The sequence below is a fragment of the Paenibacillus sp. SAFN-054 genome, from assembly GCF_051966755.1.
Taxonomy (GTDB): domain Bacteria; phylum Bacillota; class Bacilli; order Paenibacillales; family Paenibacillaceae; genus Paenibacillus_AQ.
On record NZ_JBQCKS010000001.1, the window covers coordinates 1,344,031 to 1,360,042 of the forward strand.

Annotated in this window: 13 protein-coding genes; 4 read left to right on the forward strand and 9 right to left on the reverse strand. The window is 49.4% G+C overall.

Features of this window, described 5'->3' with window-relative positions; genetic code table 11:
* Nucleotides 1-61: 61 nt before the first annotated feature.
* Both ACTHPM_RS06325 and ACTHPM_RS06330 read right to left on the reverse strand, forming a co-directional pair.
* The gene (locus ACTHPM_RS06325) at nt 62-1,729 is read right to left on the reverse strand and encodes a M20/M25/M40 family metallo-hydrolase (protein ID WP_440394347.1); all 1,668 of its coding nucleotides are present in this window, start codon (nt 1,727-1,729) and stop codon (nt 62-64) included.
* A 75-nt stretch (nt 1,730-1,804) separates the two neighbouring features.
* Nucleotides 1,805-4,201 (reverse strand): YcdB/YcdC domain-containing protein, encoded by a 2,397-nt coding sequence (locus tag ACTHPM_RS06330; protein ID WP_440394348.1) that lies wholly within the window; start codon nt 4,199-4,201, stop codon nt 1,805-1,807.
* A gap of 135 nt (nt 4,202-4,336) precedes the next feature.
* Between ACTHPM_RS06330 and ACTHPM_RS06335 the strand changes: the two genes are divergently transcribed.
* Nucleotides 4,337-4,549 carry a hypothetical protein gene (locus tag ACTHPM_RS06335; protein ID WP_440394349.1) on the forward strand — a complete coding sequence of 71 codons (213 nt, stop codon included), beginning with the start codon at nt 4,337-4,339 and terminating at the stop codon, nt 4,547-4,549.
* Here the strand turns inward: ACTHPM_RS06335 and ACTHPM_RS06340 are convergent.
* Nucleotides 4,514-5,983, reverse strand: a complete 1,470-nt coding sequence (locus ACTHPM_RS06340) for a PLP-dependent aminotransferase family protein (RefSeq protein ID WP_440394350.1) — start codon at nt 5,981-5,983, stop codon at nt 4,514-4,516. The genes ACTHPM_RS06335 and ACTHPM_RS06340 overlap by 36 nt on opposite strands.
* Before the next feature lie 159 nt (nt 5,984-6,142).
* Here ACTHPM_RS06340 and ACTHPM_RS06345 point away from each other — a divergent pair, with 159 nt between their 5' ends.
* Nucleotides 6,143-7,408 (forward strand): MFS transporter, encoded by a 1,266-nt coding sequence (locus tag ACTHPM_RS06345; protein ID WP_440394351.1) that lies wholly within the window; start codon nt 6,143-6,145, stop codon nt 7,406-7,408.
* 109 nt (nt 7,409-7,517) lie between these two features.
* Here the strand turns inward: ACTHPM_RS06345 and ACTHPM_RS06350 are convergent, their stop codons facing one another.
* Nucleotides 7,518-8,282, reverse strand: a complete 765-nt coding sequence (locus ACTHPM_RS06350; protein ID WP_440394352.1) for an SDR family oxidoreductase — start codon at nt 8,280-8,282, stop codon at nt 7,518-7,520.
* A 140-nt stretch (nt 8,283-8,422) separates the two neighbouring features.
* On the opposite strand from ACTHPM_RS06350, the gene ACTHPM_RS06355 reads away from it, so the two are divergent.
* Nucleotides 8,423-8,974 (forward strand): TetR/AcrR family transcriptional regulator, encoded by a 552-nt coding sequence (locus ACTHPM_RS06355; RefSeq protein ID WP_440394353.1) that lies wholly within the window; start codon nt 8,423-8,425, stop codon nt 8,972-8,974.
* Between the two features lie 178 nt (nt 8,975-9,152).
* Here ACTHPM_RS06355 and catA read toward each other — a convergent pair whose 3' ends face one another.
* Nucleotides 9,153-9,815, reverse strand: a complete 663-nt coding sequence (gene catA / locus ACTHPM_RS06360) for a type A chloramphenicol O-acetyltransferase (protein ID WP_440394354.1) — start codon at nt 9,813-9,815, stop codon at nt 9,153-9,155.
* Nucleotides 9,816-9,954: 139 nt separating this feature from the next.
* Nucleotides 9,955-10,530: a GNAT family N-acetyltransferase gene (locus ACTHPM_RS06365; protein WP_440394355.1), complete on the reverse strand. Its 576-nt coding sequence runs from the start codon at nt 10,528-10,530 to the stop codon at nt 9,955-9,957.
* Nucleotides 10,531-11,124: 594 nt separating this feature from the next.
* Between ACTHPM_RS06365 and ACTHPM_RS06370 the strand changes: the two genes are divergently transcribed.
* A complete protein-coding gene (locus ACTHPM_RS06370) occupies nt 11,125-12,306 on the forward strand; it encodes an MGDG synthase family glycosyltransferase (protein WP_440394356.1) in 1,182 nt (393 codons plus the stop codon).
* A gap of 108 nt (nt 12,307-12,414) precedes the next feature.
* Here ACTHPM_RS06370 and mnmH read toward each other — a convergent pair whose 3' ends face one another.
* The 3 genes from mnmH to ACTHPM_RS06385 form a co-directional block, all read right to left on the reverse strand.
* Nucleotides 12,415-13,494 carry a tRNA 2-selenouridine(34) synthase MnmH gene (gene mnmH / locus ACTHPM_RS06375; RefSeq protein ID WP_440394357.1) on the reverse strand — a complete coding sequence of 360 codons (1,080 nt, stop codon included), beginning with the start codon at nt 13,492-13,494 and terminating at the stop codon, nt 12,415-12,417.
* Between the two features lie 11 nt (nt 13,495-13,505).
* Nucleotides 13,506-14,555, reverse strand: a complete 1,050-nt coding sequence (gene selD, locus ACTHPM_RS06380; protein WP_440394358.1) for a selenide, water dikinase SelD — start codon at nt 14,553-14,555, stop codon at nt 13,506-13,508.
* Between the two features lie 231 nt (nt 14,556-14,786).
* Nucleotides 14,787-15,863: a M15 family metallopeptidase gene (locus ACTHPM_RS06385; RefSeq protein ID WP_440394359.1), complete on the reverse strand. Its 1,077-nt coding sequence runs from the start codon at nt 15,861-15,863 to the stop codon at nt 14,787-14,789.
* Nucleotides 15,864-16,012 lie beyond the last annotated feature (149 nt).

The window sequence follows — 16,012 nt, forward strand, 5'->3', positions numbered from 1 at the left end:
TCGAAGCGTCAGGGGAGGACAAAAAAACCGCCTGGTATGGGCGGTTTCTTTGCTTTATAAGCTATATGTTTACTCGGGCTGTATCCAGTTTACGGCTTCCCTTCCTGCCTGATAATGCATCGGCAACGTTTCGCGTAAATGGATAGAGCATAGACAGATTAAGCGATAACAGCACTGCACAGACGACATTCACGAGCGGGGGCATCGCCATAAACAGAAGGTGGAACAGCGTCGTGAACAGTAAAACGGGCACAATCGCAAGTAACATGATGACCCAGCTTTGGCGAAGCACCGCCGACGGCTCCTTTGCTCCGAGCAGAACGGTCAGCACAATGCCATGCGCCGCAACCGGCAAAGTGAACATATAGCTCGCCCCCGGCATGAGAAAGTTGACGATGAAGATCAGAACAAGAAACATATACGAAGCGGACATCACCATCTCGAGTTCACTGCGGCCCCGGCGCAGCATCAAAGACAATAATACATGGACGATCAGGGTTATGAACAGGAAACTCACGTGGTAAAACTGCATGTTAATATCTTGGTTAACGAGGTTTATCAACTCATAATACCCTAGGCTAACCAGTGCGGATATGATACACCCAAGCACAATCCAGAAGAAACTTACAGCAATTTTCGCAAACCGCGCCTGCTTTCTTCTAACGTATAGTACCGTCAGCAGGATCAGTCCTGCCGCAAGTATAATCGCAAGAGGAAAATTCATTGTTTGTGGGTAATGGATGATTTTCCCGTACAGATTGAAGTATTCCACATCGCCGGACTTCAGGTTGCCGAGATCCATTGATCCGAAATGCCCGGCGACAGCAAGCGCATTTTCACCGTGGTGCTGGAGCGTCGCCCGCGAAACATTGTCCACAGTATCCTCTGCCGTGTGATACTTATTCCAGGAGCCGACATATGCAAAATTGATTCCGGGAACGCCTTCGCGCAGGGAAATGGTCAAGTCTGTGTCATTCGGCATTTTGCTGTAAATATCCGCCAGAAAAGAGTTGCTTACCGGTGCAGGAGCGATTGCCGCAAAATTTCGGATCAATTTACCGTTTTGAGGGCTCGTCTGGAACATCAGCGATGGCCCGCTCGCACCTCTCGCCTCGAAATTCGCGACCATCCCCACGCGTTCCTTGAATGCCGAAGCTTTCCAGAACTCCTTCGCCCCGAGCAGTCCTCCTTCTTCCCCGTCCGTGATGACAAAGAGAATATCATGCTCCGGCTTCCCCTGTGCCTGCAGCACCCTTGCTATTTCGATCAACGAAGCAACCGCTACGCCGTCGTCATTCGCTCCCGGACCCTTTGCGACGGAATCGTAGTGGGCCGACATCATCAGCGCTTGTCCCTCCGTAGACCCTTTGAGCGTAGCGATAATGTTGTTTAGCGTAGCCTCCTCGTTGCCGTTTCCGCGGTCATATTGAATCGGGTACGATTCCACTTCCACGCTTAGGCCTAAACCTTTAAACTGATCCACTATGTATTGGCGAACTTTCTCGTTTTCAGGCATATAAAACGTATGAGGCTCTTGGGCAATATGAGTTAGGTGAGCAAATGCCCGCTCCGATGAAAACGAGAGTTCCGGCTCATCCAACCCTTTGCCTTTTGGCGGGTTTTCAAACCAAAGCACGGAACCGACAAGCAAGACAATAAATACGAATACGGCGGCGATTCCCGTGAGCCTCCGTAGCAAGCTTTGATTCTTATAGGTGTGCGAATGCATTCCTTATCCTCCATGGAACATGATGTGAATAAGCCGGCTGTCTTAGCTTGCAGCCGGCTAATGTGACTTCGAGTTTCAGAAGGTAACTGGCGTATCGACCTTCCCTTGGATATGTGCCAGCAATACAAGGAATTGGGCCGCTTCGGCCTTGGTTACCCCTTTATTCGGTTCGAATTTCCCGTCCTTCGCCGACATGAGGCCCAGCCTCATGACGAACTCCACAGCCCCTTTGTTTGGGATCGATGCGGCATCGGATAAAGTCATTACCGAGGGAGCCGTGTCGTAAAACTTAGCGAGACGGTCATAATGCAGAATATCGACGATCACTTCCGCCAGCTTGCCCCGGGTGAGCTTTTGTTCCGGATGAAGCTCGCCACCTTGTGCATTTCGCAGCCAGCCGCGCTCAACGAACATCTGGACAGCCTCCGCATAAGGGCTATCTGCCTTAACATCAGCAAACTGATTGCCGACTCGGCTCTCATCGTAATACAAACGATCAGGATACACGGCCTTCGACAACATCACCAATAGATCCCCGTAAGTCAGTTCCGCGTCCGGATGAAGCATTCCATCCGTTCCCGGCGAAATGACGTTGTACTCCAGGAGCGTGGCGAGATCCTTGCTCGCGCTGTGCGACGCCGCGTCTGAAGGAAGGCTGGCTTTCGGTTTGTCGGCAGAAACCGTTCCAAGCCGTTCCGTTTCTCCCGAAACTGCATTGATATAAGGAATGCTGCGTTCACCATTGAACGTCGGCACATAGGACAACGTTACTTTGGGTTCAAGATACTCCGCATCCGAATAATATCCTCCGCTACGGGTGTATCTCAGCTCGGCACCGAGTCCGGCCTTCAGCTTGCTGAGCGCGTCTTCCTTCGTAAATTTTGGCGACAGTGCGGCTAAATCCTTTTCAAACTCTTTATCCGGCTGGCCGCTGGTGTAGTATGAATGGACTTTGCCATCAGCGTCCAAGACGAGGTTCACCTGATGATTGAAAATCGGAAGCTCTCCATAAAACCTCTGGAATACGTACCGGAAGGACGTTTTCCCACCTGATTTCACAATGCCCGATTCGCTGGATAGCTTTAACGTCTTCTGGGCATCCGGATAGTAGCGCTCGACGAATTCAATCGCTTTTTCGCGCGCTTTCGCTTCTGTAATTGCCACCGCGTCACTTTTGGAAGTGTTGTCTGCACTGGCCGCCATCGGATAATCAATGTAGTTGAAATTCAAGAGCTGACCCGTTTCGGCTTCCACGTTCATACTCACGCTATCACCAGGCTTGCCTCCGCCGATGTCGCGCTTATTCCAATAGATGTTCCATACCTGCTTGTCGGAATTCATCCATCCCTTCGAAAGATAAGAAGACATCGTGTAATCCTTGCTGGACGGCGCCAGATCATTGTACAGCTGAATCGTTTCTTTGGATGTCAATAGCTTGCCTGTGTGCGGCTTAAAGGAAAGATTGCTTGGAGGCAGTGCCGAATACGTGATGGGGGATGTTGAGATCGGCTCCAGTGCCGGATCGGTCATGATTTTCTTGCCGGTTTTGGCGTCAATCTGCAGTAAATTAGGCTGGACTATGTATGCAAGCTGCCATTTCTTTTTCGTGTTGTTGCGAAGGCCGTTATATTCATCGTTCGAGACGTAGGCCAGCTGGATTGACAGATCCTTTTTGAACGCGAGAGTTGCATCCGAAACTGAAAGGGAGGTCTGTTTGGTAGGATAGTTCTTATCAAAGGATGTTCTGTCATAACTGAATACCCGCCCTTTGCCATCGACTGAGACGTTCAGCATTTCACCGTCGGCCGGTATCCCGTTTACCTTTACGTTATAAGAGAAGTTGTACGTAACGGGTCCGAGCAGCGCCTTGGTCGTACCGTACAGGTAATCGGAAGTGATCAGATCATCGCTTTTAAGGCTGGGGGCTGCTTTCCGGATGAAATCCTGAACGACCTTTTCAGCCTGCTCCCGGGTGATTTCTGCGGGAAAGTATGCGGTTTCGTCACCGGACAAATTCATTGGCTGATTGTAGTTCAGCACCTCGCCAGTTACCGCATCAATGCTCGTGTTGAAGTAGTAGGTGCTGCTTCCTTTGGTGATGGCCCAATTCAACATCCAGGTGGAGCCGCTTCCGGAACCTTGCTCACTCTCCGAATAGCTGACATTGTCCAGCTTGGCGTCTTTTAGAGCAGGGAATAGCAGTCTGATCTTTTGCTCTGCCTGCTCTTTGGTTATTTTAGCATTCTCCTCCGAAGACCGGGCCGCAGCCTGGGACTGGACTTCGGTTGCAGCCTTGTTCACGCCGCTTGCCGGCACTACTACGGTTTCCCTGACTTGGACGTTATTCGCTGATGCCCACATCGGCACTTGAAGCAGACTGAGACCGATCGTACCCGCAATCACGGTTTTGGTGACTGATTGTGCCGGGGTTCCTCTACGGGCTTGTCTGCCCGGTTCTTTCCGCTTTTTCATGTTCCTACCTCCCATTTTCCATATTAAACCAAATTGATTATAGCATACCCTTTCATTTTACGCAGTTCGCTTGAGTTCATGTTAAAAATGTTTTATTCTGGGATAGACCACAGCTTTCAAAAGGGGAGATTTGAGATGAAGAAATCAAAACTAACGCCGACCAAGTCCAATCCGGCAAAGCGTTCCGGAGCACCTGTTCTTGGGGGTCGCAATACCTGGAACCGCAAACCGATGACCCAGGTCGTAGCCAACAAAAAAGCAGAGCAGCGCCGATCATGGTGCCGAAAAGGCACTGATGACGGCGCTATTTTTTTAACGGCGGAATCCTTCCCTCAGCATGTTGCCTAAGCGGCGAACCCCCTCTTCGATTTCTTCACGGCTGATGGACGCATAAGTTAACCGGAGCTTATCACCCGCCTCTCCAAATACCGATCCCGGGTAAAACGTAATCCCATGCCGAATGGCCATCTCAATCCATTTCATATCGGAAATACGCCCCGGCTCATTCTTCAGCTGCAGCCATACATAATATCCTCCCGCAGGTAGAGCTGGCATTAAAACTTCGATGAATTCCCCTGCTTCCTTCTGCAATGCCTCTAGCATAATCGTCCTTTTGAGTTCCAATTCCCCTCTCAATCGGTGTAAGTGCTCATCCAGGCCTGGGTCGTTCAAAAAGGCATCCGCCAGGCGTTCACCCATATGACTTGAGCTATAACCTGAACGGTTTTTGGCCTCTGCCAGTCTGCCGATGATTTGTTCCGGTCCCGCCACGAACCCTATTCTCATTCCAGGCGTAGCGATTTTAGAAAGTGTGCTTAGATAGATGACGTATTGCCCTTGCTGGTCCAAGGAATACATCGCCGGAAGCGTTTGGTCCGTGCCTTTGAAATGTAGCAGACTGTATGGATCGTCCTCGACCAACGGAATTTGCAGCTGTTCGCATATTTCAACAAGCTTTCGCCGGCGGCTTACCGGCATGCTGGTCCCTGTCGGATTTTGATACGTTGGATTGGTGAATACCATCCGGATGCCGAATTGCTGATAGAGTCTTGGAAGTTGCTCGGGAATCAGACCCTCCCGGTTCATCTCGAGCTTAACCATCCGGAGCCCCTCTTCCGCGAACACCTGCATCGAGTACAGATAAGATGGACCTTCAACCGCGATGGCATCTCCCGGATTCAGCAGCGTACGCGCAATCAGAGACAGGGATTGTTTTACGCCGCTAGTAACCAGCATATTCGCTGGATCGCACTTCACGTCCAAGCGTGAGGTAAGGAACGCGGAGAGCGTCGCTCGCAGATTCGCGTCACCTCTCCAATCTTCAAAATAACTATAGGGAATTTCAGGGTTCAGCTTCATCGAAGCTTGCTGAAGCAGCTTTAAAGGCATCAAATCGGGAGAGAGTTCGCCCCGAATCATATGGATGATATCTTTGCTCCCTAGGGATTGGTGAAGCAGACGGCGAACCGGTTCGGAGGGATCATACATCTGCTTGCGGTTGTAACGCTGCCAGTGGGGCAGCTTTACGGGCTTTGTTTCCCACATCAATCCGCTGACGCGCGTGCCGCTCCCCTGCCTTGATTCGATCAAACCTGTGGAACGAAGCTCATCGTACGCCGTCGTCACGGTGCTGCGGTTAACCGACAGCAGACGCGCGAGTTCCCGCTCGGTCGGCAGGCGTGTTCCCGTCTGCAGGCTGCCGCTTCGGATCTGATTCTCAAAATAGTTATATATTTGTATGTAAATCGGTGTTTCACTAGTCATTTCAGGCATCCATTGCATCGTCTCTCCCCCTCAGCACACATTATATATGCAAATGGAATTGGTTGGGGGAATATTCTTCCAATTGGCTGGCTGCGCACGTAAGGAATCATTGTATACTTACAAAAAAAACAAATCCATCACAGTGGATGGGAGCATCTCTTGGGAGGAGTCTTTGTTATGCTGTGGAATGAGAAGAAGTACGCCTGGTTTCTGCTGCTATTTTTATGGTGCTTCGGTTTTGCCGGATCCCTTAGTAGATTTGTCATTTCATATTACCAGGGTGACATTACTGCGAGTCTGGGCGTGGGAAGAAACTTTCTGGGAACAACATGGTCGGCCGCAACCTTTATCGGAGCGCTGTGCGCCCCGCTGGGCGGGGTTCTCGTGGATCGCTTCGGCGTCAAAAAGGTGATGCTACTGGTCAGCAGCTTCCAATTGCTTTCGCTGATTACGGTGCTCACTATACGAAATGAGGCTGGATATTTTATCGGCAATGGATTGTTTGCAGGGTTTGTCGGTCTGGGTGCTTCGACAAGTTATGTCCTGATTACGGGGTGGTTCAGGCATCATCGGGCCAAGGCGCTGGCCGTGCTTGGAAGTTCAACCTCACTCGGATTTGCCGTATTGGTGCCAGTACTCGCCCAATGGGAAGGATTGAACTGGATCCGCGTCTATGAAGCCTTGCTGCTCATCAGCCTGTTGTTTATCCCCTGTATTATATTCATACTTCGCGAACATCAAGAAGCAACCGATCTTGCCGCTCCCGCTGAGGCACCTGAAACAAAACCGGCTTCTACTCCACCCGGCAAAGCTGTGAGAAATGGGCTGGCAGGTGTACGCATGTTCTTCATGATGCTCCGGCATCCGGTATATCTGATCATAGCCTTCGGCATCTTCACATGCGGCATCAGTATGGGAACGGTGGAAATGAATCTTGTCGCCATTCACCAGACGGCTCATGTCTCTACAGGCATGATATCCTCGGCAATGAGTATGCTCGGATTGCTTGAGGTATTTGGCGGCATCACGTTTTCTTTCCTGCTGGACCATACCTCGAGAACCAAGGCACTGGCCGTTTTATATCTGCTTCGGACTGCAGCGTTCATGCTGCTGATTCTTCATTTGCCGGTATCGCCGATATTATTCTCGCTGATCTTCGGGGCGACTTACGTTGGAGCCGTGCCGGGGGCTATCCTCGTTGCGAGGGAATCCATGGCGGACGCGGACAAAAATATGGGACTTCACACAGGCATTCTGCTGCTCGTGCACCAGCTTGGTGGCGTCGCGGCTGCTCTCGCCGGAGGATACAATTTCGATTTGGCCCACAATTATCAGCTGCTGATCGGCATCAACCTGCTGATGAGCCTCACCGTCGGGGCACTTTATTTCAAAGTTCAATCACAGCGCAAAGTGGCTCCGTCTTCCGGAACCCTGACTCAATAATCTTATCATCAAAAAAACAGGGCTTCTTCCTACAGGCTGCGTACAGTCTGTAGAGAAAGAGCCCTGTATTCTATCAAGTATCGTACACGATACTCCTAACCTTATATGATTAATAAGCCGTCCAGCCGGCATCGGCTGTAATAACGGTTCCGTTTACGAAGCTGGAATCGTCGGAAGCCAGGAACAACGCAACTTTGGCAATTTCAGAAGGATGTCCGTTTCTTGGATTCATGCCAGTGCCGGACATTGCCTTTTTCAAACCGCGGCTTTCCAGGTTCATGTCGCTTGCGTCAGCCATAATATTCGTTTCTACGCCGCCCGGAGCGATCGCATTACAGCGAATGCCGGCATCCGCGTATTGAAAGCCGACGTTTTTCGTTAAACCGATGACGGCATGCTTCGATGCCGTATAGGCAGCGCCCGCACGGGAACCGTATAGACCGCCGACGGAAGCGGTGTTCACGATAACGCCTTTGCCCTGCTTTATCATGATTGGCAGTGCTTTACGGATCGCGCGCATCGGACCCGTAGTGTTGATGGAGATCACTCTCTCCCACAGTTCATCCGTTACATCTGTAACCGGTGTCATTTTATCCATAATGCCTGCGTTATTTACCAGCACGTCTAGGGAGCCGTAAGTGTTGACCGCAGTATCGATCATGTTCTGCACGTCTTCTTCTTTGGCAACATTGGCCAGGACGCCTACCGCGTTTCCACCGTTCGCCTTCACTTCGGATACAACCTGATCCAGCGTAGCTTGCGAGATGTCCGCCAGCACCAGCTTGGCTCCCTCTTGCCCGAACAGCAGCGCCATTTCTTTGCCCATACCGGAGCCTGCGCCCGTGATTACTGCAACTTTGTCTTGAAGTTTCATCATTATTACCTCCCAGGCATTTAAATTAGACAACAGAATGTCTATAATAATTGTAAAACTTGTGCTTCGCAGTTACAAACATCATTTTGTCCCGAAATGTCTATTTTAAGAATAAAGATCACAACAAGGAGTTGACATTCATGAATCCGCGGGTGCTGAAAACCAAAAGCTCCATCATGGGCGCTTTCCTCGATCTGATGACCGAGAAAAAATATGAATCTATCACGATTCGCGATATTGTCCAGCGTGCAGGCATCAACCGCTCCACATTTTATCTCCACTTTCTCGACAAGGAGGATTTGATGGACCAAAACTCGGCCTACGTGCTGGATAAGCTGCGTGCGGCGTTCCAATATCCTTCCTTCAATCTCGAAAAAGCAGTGACGGACTATAAGGAACGGCAGCAGCCGATCTCTTCCCTGCTAGCCATTTTTCTGCACATTGAAGAATATTTCAAATTCTATTCCGTGATGCTCAGCGAAAAACAATTTCCGCAGCATCTGGAAGAAATGATCAAAGAGGAGCTATTCAAATTTTCGATCAACAAGATCCGTTGTGCGTATAATGCCGGCGGGCTGCTCGGACTCATCCGGTACTGGGTTTCCTCCGAGATGCAGGAGTCTCCGGAGCACATGGCCAAATGGGTGACTCACGTCATTCTTTTCCCTCACGAGAATGATCCGGAAGAATGAATCCGACATCTATCACCAAGTAAGCACACCGGGACTAAAATGGGAGTTTATTAATGACCTATTGGCTCTTTAGTTGCTGCGTAATATCGTCCGAAAACAACAGAATAAGCCAACAAAAATAAATGGTTGGCTTACTCTTCATAACTCTGTTAATCATCTTCCTCGTTAGCAGAATGGATTATATTTTGTTTGGCAGCCATTCCGTACAAGCGTCTGCACGTAATTGAAGCTCATTATATAGCACGGAGGCGTGGTAACCGTCGCAAACGGCATGATGAAATTGTCCCGATAGTGGCAGCAATATTTTTTCATTTTGACGATCATACTTCCCTATCGTAAAGATCGGCTGCAAATAATTCCCCTCGTTAACCAAGTTCAGGTTAAAACTCGTGAAGCTGACCCACGGGATGCTAGAGATGGGGAACGTGTTTGGTGGTTCCTTTTCTTTAGCGAACAATTGTTTAACACTTCCGTACACTTTCATATCATCAAGATACCGGCTGTAGAACTCATTAAAGTCTTCACTGTACAAAGTCCAGATGCTTGAGAAGGTCTTTTCATCATCATGGAAAATGGTAAAACTAGGCGACAAGCTGTCCCGATAACCTAATCTACCCTCCGCATCCAAACACGTGCGAAATTCACTGTGGCGATTTATCACTGTAGTTATCATATGAATGAGTGCCGGGTACAGCTTCATTCCCTTATCCTTGAGTTTTGACACTAAAATGGTAATTTCAATATTTGCCGTCATACTGTAGGTGCATCTGACATGGTTTAAATAATGCTCAAAATAGGGTTTTCTACTCCAGTTATCCATGTCAATCGGATTGAATTTCATATGTTATAACCTCCAAAAATGATTTATTTTTCGTTTTTGGAGGTTTGATCCACTGCTTTAACCATATCCTCATCCCAATCCCAACATTTTTGTACTACCAATACGAATCCTACCCAAGAACCTTTGTTGTATCAGCCCGCTAGCTTATCGACTGTCGGAATTCATCTTCGAGTATAGACATGGTGATCATATCATGAAATGTTCCATCTATATAAAGAGCATCCCGCTGTAACCCTTCTCGTTTAAAACCAATCTTTTCGTAGACATGGATCGCTCGTGGGTTAAAAGGATAGACTCCTAAATGAATTCGATGCAGTTTTAATGTGTTGAATCCATACCCGAGTGTTTGAATCATTGCTTCCGTGCCATATCCTTTCCCTCGATGCTGTGTTCCTTGAATCCCGATACGGATATTCGCACTCCGGTTAACTAAGTCTATTTCATTCAGCACGACCTCACCAAGCAGCTTGTTTGTTCTTTTCAATATAATCAAAAAATCAACACGATCGTTGTTTACAACACTGATTTTCTTGATCCAAGCAGCAATGTCATCACGGGTGTATTCTCCTTGTGAGCCCGTTAGGCGAGTCATCTCAGGATCATGTAAAAAGGTAAAATAATCATTCAGGTCGGATTCCTTAGCATATCTCAAAAGAATATCACGACCATGGATCTGAATCTCGGTCAATTGACCATTCCCATTGTTGATTGTCATCATGCGATCCCTCCGGAAGATTAAATGAATAAATTTGGTTTATTATACCATGTGAATCGCATGCTTTTTCATTTTCCCGAATTTTTACACTGTATAAATACATGGTAAATGGTATGACTTTAAACTCTAAGTAACGTTGGCTGACCAAGTGCCATATCCGACACTCAAACGAAATGTACATTTTTCTAGTGATCGGGTACGCTCATCTGCAAATCTTTGCCGTTTAGCATCATTTGCCCCCTTATTTATACATATAATTCCTGATATTCTATGAATAGTATAATATAAACCGAAGTGCAGGCCCCAAACATTGATCTTTTCAAAAAAACCTGCATGGTTTCCCTCTCGCCCATCGTCTAAATATATAGACAACGAAAAAGAACCTGTTCCCCGACCTTGGTCCAGCATGAAACCGGACTGCGGTCCGTTTTGAACAATTCGAATCCGTCATACACTTAAACCAATGGAAAACACGGTGCATACATAAGAACGAACTCTCAAGATCATTAACAGGATGAAACTCTCCCGTTAGAACATAAGCTGCCTTCCTGAATGAAGGAGCATCCAATATATAATGAGTGAAGGTGAAACGTAATGCGTAAGAAAAGAGTATTGATCTTGTCCGAAGGTTTCGGAAGCGGACATACCCAGGCTGGCTATGCGCTCGCTGCAGGCATGAAAAAGATGAATCCCGATATTCAAACGAAGGTCATCGAGCTCGGCTCATTCTTGAACCCGACGGTGGCTCCATGGATTCTCTCGGCTTACCGCTTAACCATTCATACCAATCCCGGGCTTGTCGGCATGCTCTATCGCAAGCAGCACGACAAACCGTTAAGCAAATTGACGACGATGGCGCTTCACCGACTTTTTTACCATCATACCGCTGAAGTCATCGAGCAATTGAGACCGGATCTGATCGTGAGCACGCATCCGATTCCGACCAACATTATTTCCAGATTAAAGGCTGCCGGTTTGAATGTACCTTTGTATACCGTCATCACCGATTATGACGCGCACGCCTCCTGGATTAATTCCGAAGTGGACCGTTTCCTTGTCTCAACGGACGCCGTTCGCAAGCTCCTCCTTGAGCGCGGCGTGTATCCGAACCACATTCAGGTCACAGGCATTCCGGTCCATCCGGATTTCTGGTCCAGGGAAGACCAAACATCCGTCAGACAAACGTTGAACATCAAGGATATGCCTACCGCATTCATCATGGGTGGCGGCTGGGGCCTGGTCGCAAGCGACCAACTGATCGAGCAGCTCTTGAGCTGGAAAGAACGCGTTCAGCTCGTATTCTGCCTCGGAAGCAACCGAAAGCTGTTGGATAAGCTGAGAAATGACCCGCGGTTCCAGCATGAACATATCGTCCTCATGGGACATACGCGCGAAATCAGCAAGTGGATGGATGCTTCCGATCTGCTCATTACCAAACCTGGAGGAATGACATGCACAGAAGCTCTCGCCAAAAGTCTGCCGATGCTCTTCTGCGAGTCCCTTCCCGGCCAAGAAGAAATGAACCGTGAATATTTCGTTACCCGCGGCTACGGCGAAGCGCTCCAGAACGAGAATGTGCTCGAAGATTGGCTGGGCAAGCTTGCGCGCGGCGAGAAAATACAGCTACGGAGGGGCTCACAGCTTTCACGCTTCGACTCGCCCGGAAGGGATTACTACAGTCCGAGCCGCTGTGCGACCGAGGTGGTCAGAATGCTGGATTATCCCGAGCAAAAGGCAAGTTTGCTTGCCGCTCACGGTATTCCGGTAGGAATTTGAGATGGATCCGGCCGAATGAACAGCTTGTAAGAATTCAGCTTCGCTGAAAACTTTATCATCTTAAAAAGAAAGAGGAGCGCCTTTAAGGCCTCCTCTTTTTCTCTATCGTTATACGCCGGTCTGCATTGAATGCTCGGCATCATTTCGTTGTATCAATTCATCGATGCGCCGCTCCACGCGTACAACAGCATCTTCTAACGTCTCAAACGCAATCGGGATCGTCTTGGCAAACTCCTCGCCGTAATGGTTGGAGGTATGAGCATATCTCGGGTCATAATAATATTTCAGCAGCAGCTCGACAGCCCTGCCAAATTGCCTGGACAGCAAGCACGCCTCAATTTCCTGGGCGATCGGCGTATGAATGCGACTCTTGATCTGAAGGAAAGCCTGCAGACTTTCCTCGGCATGCTCCTGCGGACGGTAATCGTTCAGAATATTCTCCACGCGCAGCGCTGTCGGGGCTTCCAGCAGAATATGGATCCCCTGTTCCTTTTTGTTGATCAAAAACTCTGGCAGAACCACCTTGCCAATGCGCTTGCTCTCCGCTTCGATCAAGATATAAGGCTCTTCGCGATAACGTAAAACTTCCTCCAGCAGCGTTGAATCAAAGGTCTTTTGATTATGGCTGTCCATGCCGATCGCACCGAAAATCGATCCCCGGTGTCCTGCCAATCCTTCCAGATCCAGAACCGGGTATCCTTTTTCTTTCAAGGACTTCAGAATTTCGGTCTTCCCGGTTCCCGTGTTCCCGTGAAGTACAAAGACCTGCGGAGCGAACTCCAAAGTCTCAAGCGTTTCCACGACCCATTTACGGAAGGAGCGATATCCTCCATCCAAGCGGTACACATGGATCCCCATCAATGAAAGCACGGTTGCGGTCGTACGGCTGCGCATGCCTCCGCGCCAGCAGAACACCGTCTTATTCCCCGGTATTTCCGCGAAGCGTTTGACGAATGTCGGCAGCTTGGCGGACATGATCTCGAGGCCACGCTCCTTGGCTTTCTGCGTGCTGACCTGTTTATACAAGGTTCCGATCTCGGCCCGTTCTTCATCCGTGAAGAACGGGATATTCAAGCTGCCCGGAATCGTCGATTCCGCATATTCGGATGGCGACCGGACATCAATGACGGTCATTTCATTATTGGAACGAAGCTCATTCAGCTTCTCTATAGATATGTCCTGAAACATAAGGCACTCCCTTACTCAATTACAATTTGGCCGCTACCGCTCGCGGTAACCTCGCCGATAATTTGGGCTTCGACGCCGGCATTTACCAGCTCCTGATGCAGCTTATCCGCCTCATCCCCGCTAACGGAGATGAGCAGGCCGCCCGATGTCACCGCATCGCAGAGAATCCAGCGATCGATCTGATCCATCTGCTCAGGAAAACGAACGCTGTCTTCGACATGGGCATAGTTGTTCTTGGAGCCCCCAGGAACCAAGCCTTGTTCAGCCAGCTCGCGAACACGCGGCAGGACAGGTACATCCGACTTGCGGATGCGGATCTCCACGCCGCTGCCTTTGGCCATCTCCAGGGAGTGACCCATGAGACCGAAGCCGGTTACGTCTGTGCAGGCATGCACATCGTACCCTTCCATCACTTCAGCCGCCGTTTTATTCAGCGTGGACATGACCTGGGTAACACGCGTAATTTCTTCCGTTGAAAGCTTGTCGTTTTTAATGGATGTGGTCATGATGCCGACACCAATCGGTTTGGTCAAAATAATTTTGTCCCCTACCTTGGCTCCCGCATTGCTCCGTACTTTATCAGGATGGACAAGTCCGGTCACGGCTAAACCAAATTTAGGCTCCTTGTCATCAATGGAGTGTCCGCCGACAAGCGTGGCTCCCGCTTCCTTGACTTTATCTCCCGCGCCGCGCAGAATCTCCGACAAAATACGCTTATCAAGCGTAGAAATCGGGAAGGCCACAATATTTAATACCGTTAAAGGCTTGGCGCCCATCGCGTAAATATCGCTGATCGCATTCGCCGCGGCGATTTGTCCGAAAGAATACGGATCGTCCACGATCGGCGTAAAAAAGTCAAGTGTCTGTACCAAAGCAAGCTCATCATTCAGCTTGTAAACACCAGCATCGTCGCTTGTGTCCAAACCGACGAGAAGATTGGGATTCGGCTCCGCAGGCGGCAGGTTGCGAAGAACCTGACTCAAATCGGCTGGGCCGATTTTGCATCCGCAGCCTCCTTTGCTTGATAAAGAGGTTAATTTGACATTGAATTCAGAATCCATATATCTGCACGACCTTTCATTTGATAACTTCTTATTTAATGTCGTTAAATTGTAAATATCCGCTTCATAAAGCGTACACACCTACCGGAAAAAAGGCAAATCCATTTATCAGCATTAAGCATGCATGAACAGCAAAGAGCAGGACCACCGGTACTCACGAACGACGCGTGATTCCGATGATCCTGCATATGCTTCCCCATTCTCAAGAAAATGGCGACATCCTAAATGCATTTACTTGGTCACGGGTACCGCGCTTCCGAAATACTGCTCTAGCGTTGTGGAACGGCTCGCCACCGCCTCAGCGACCTTGGTGCCGACATAACGCAAATGCCAAGGCTCATACTTGTAACCTGTGATGGAATCTTTCCCTTCCGGATAACGGATGATAAATCCGTATTCATGGGCGTGCTTGTCCAGCCATTTGGCTTCTTTGGTCCCTGCAAAGCAGCTTTCAGCCGCGCATTTGCCGGTGCTCCCCGATACATCGATCGTCAAACCCGTTTGGTGCTCGCTGTGTCCCGGACGGGCGCTGTACGTATCTGCAGCTTTGACACCGTCTCGTTTGACATAGTTATTATACAAGGTGGTTTGGCGGGACTCCGAGCGGTATCCGGACACGCCAGCCAGGCTGACACCGTCCTTTTTCGCGCCTGCGAACAGCTTCTCAAGCGCCGTGGCTGCCTCTCTGCGCATTTTACGCTTATCGATCTTTTCCGAGAAAGTAAATGGAACGTTAGGGTATACGAGATCCGACGGCACGTAGCCGGCAGGAAGCCTATAGGTTTTGTTCACTAGCACCGTCATGCTTTCCGGATTGGACACGACATGTTCTACCTCGTACGTATTGACGAACTTCGTTTTGCCGCCCGTTTTACTGGAGCCGGCCTTTGATTCTCCCGAATCCTTTTGAGAACCGGAGGATGCTTTTACAGCCGACCCGCCTTTAGAAGTTGAGCTGCTCGGTGGTTTGGCCTCCGTCTTGTCCGGCTTATTCTCTCCTGATGAAGCTCCCGTATTGTTCGGAGCCTGATCTGCTGCGTTGCCATTGTGATCAACCGGATCCCCCTTATCGCCGGGTTTATCCTGATCACCGGTCATCTGACCCGTTGTCGGAGTATCATCCTCGCTGATCTGGCTGTCCGAGGTAATCGGTTGTTCGTCATCCGGGGGATTGCTGCGCTGCGCCAGTGCCGGTGTTTTCTCGATGGTCTCGCCTTCCGATGCTGGCGTGCGATTGTTGTCCCAAGCCCAAAGGGCTCCCCCTACGATGAGAACGGCCACGATAAATGTGACCACATATTTACGCATATGCGTTCACCTCTCTCTCCCATGTTGAAACGCAGCTATCGAATTCTCTGGGTCTATGAATCTTCTAATCTATGAACCTATGATTTCATTATACGACAAAAAAAGACCCGATCAAACCGCGGATCGGATCTTTTGCAAGAAATGATCGA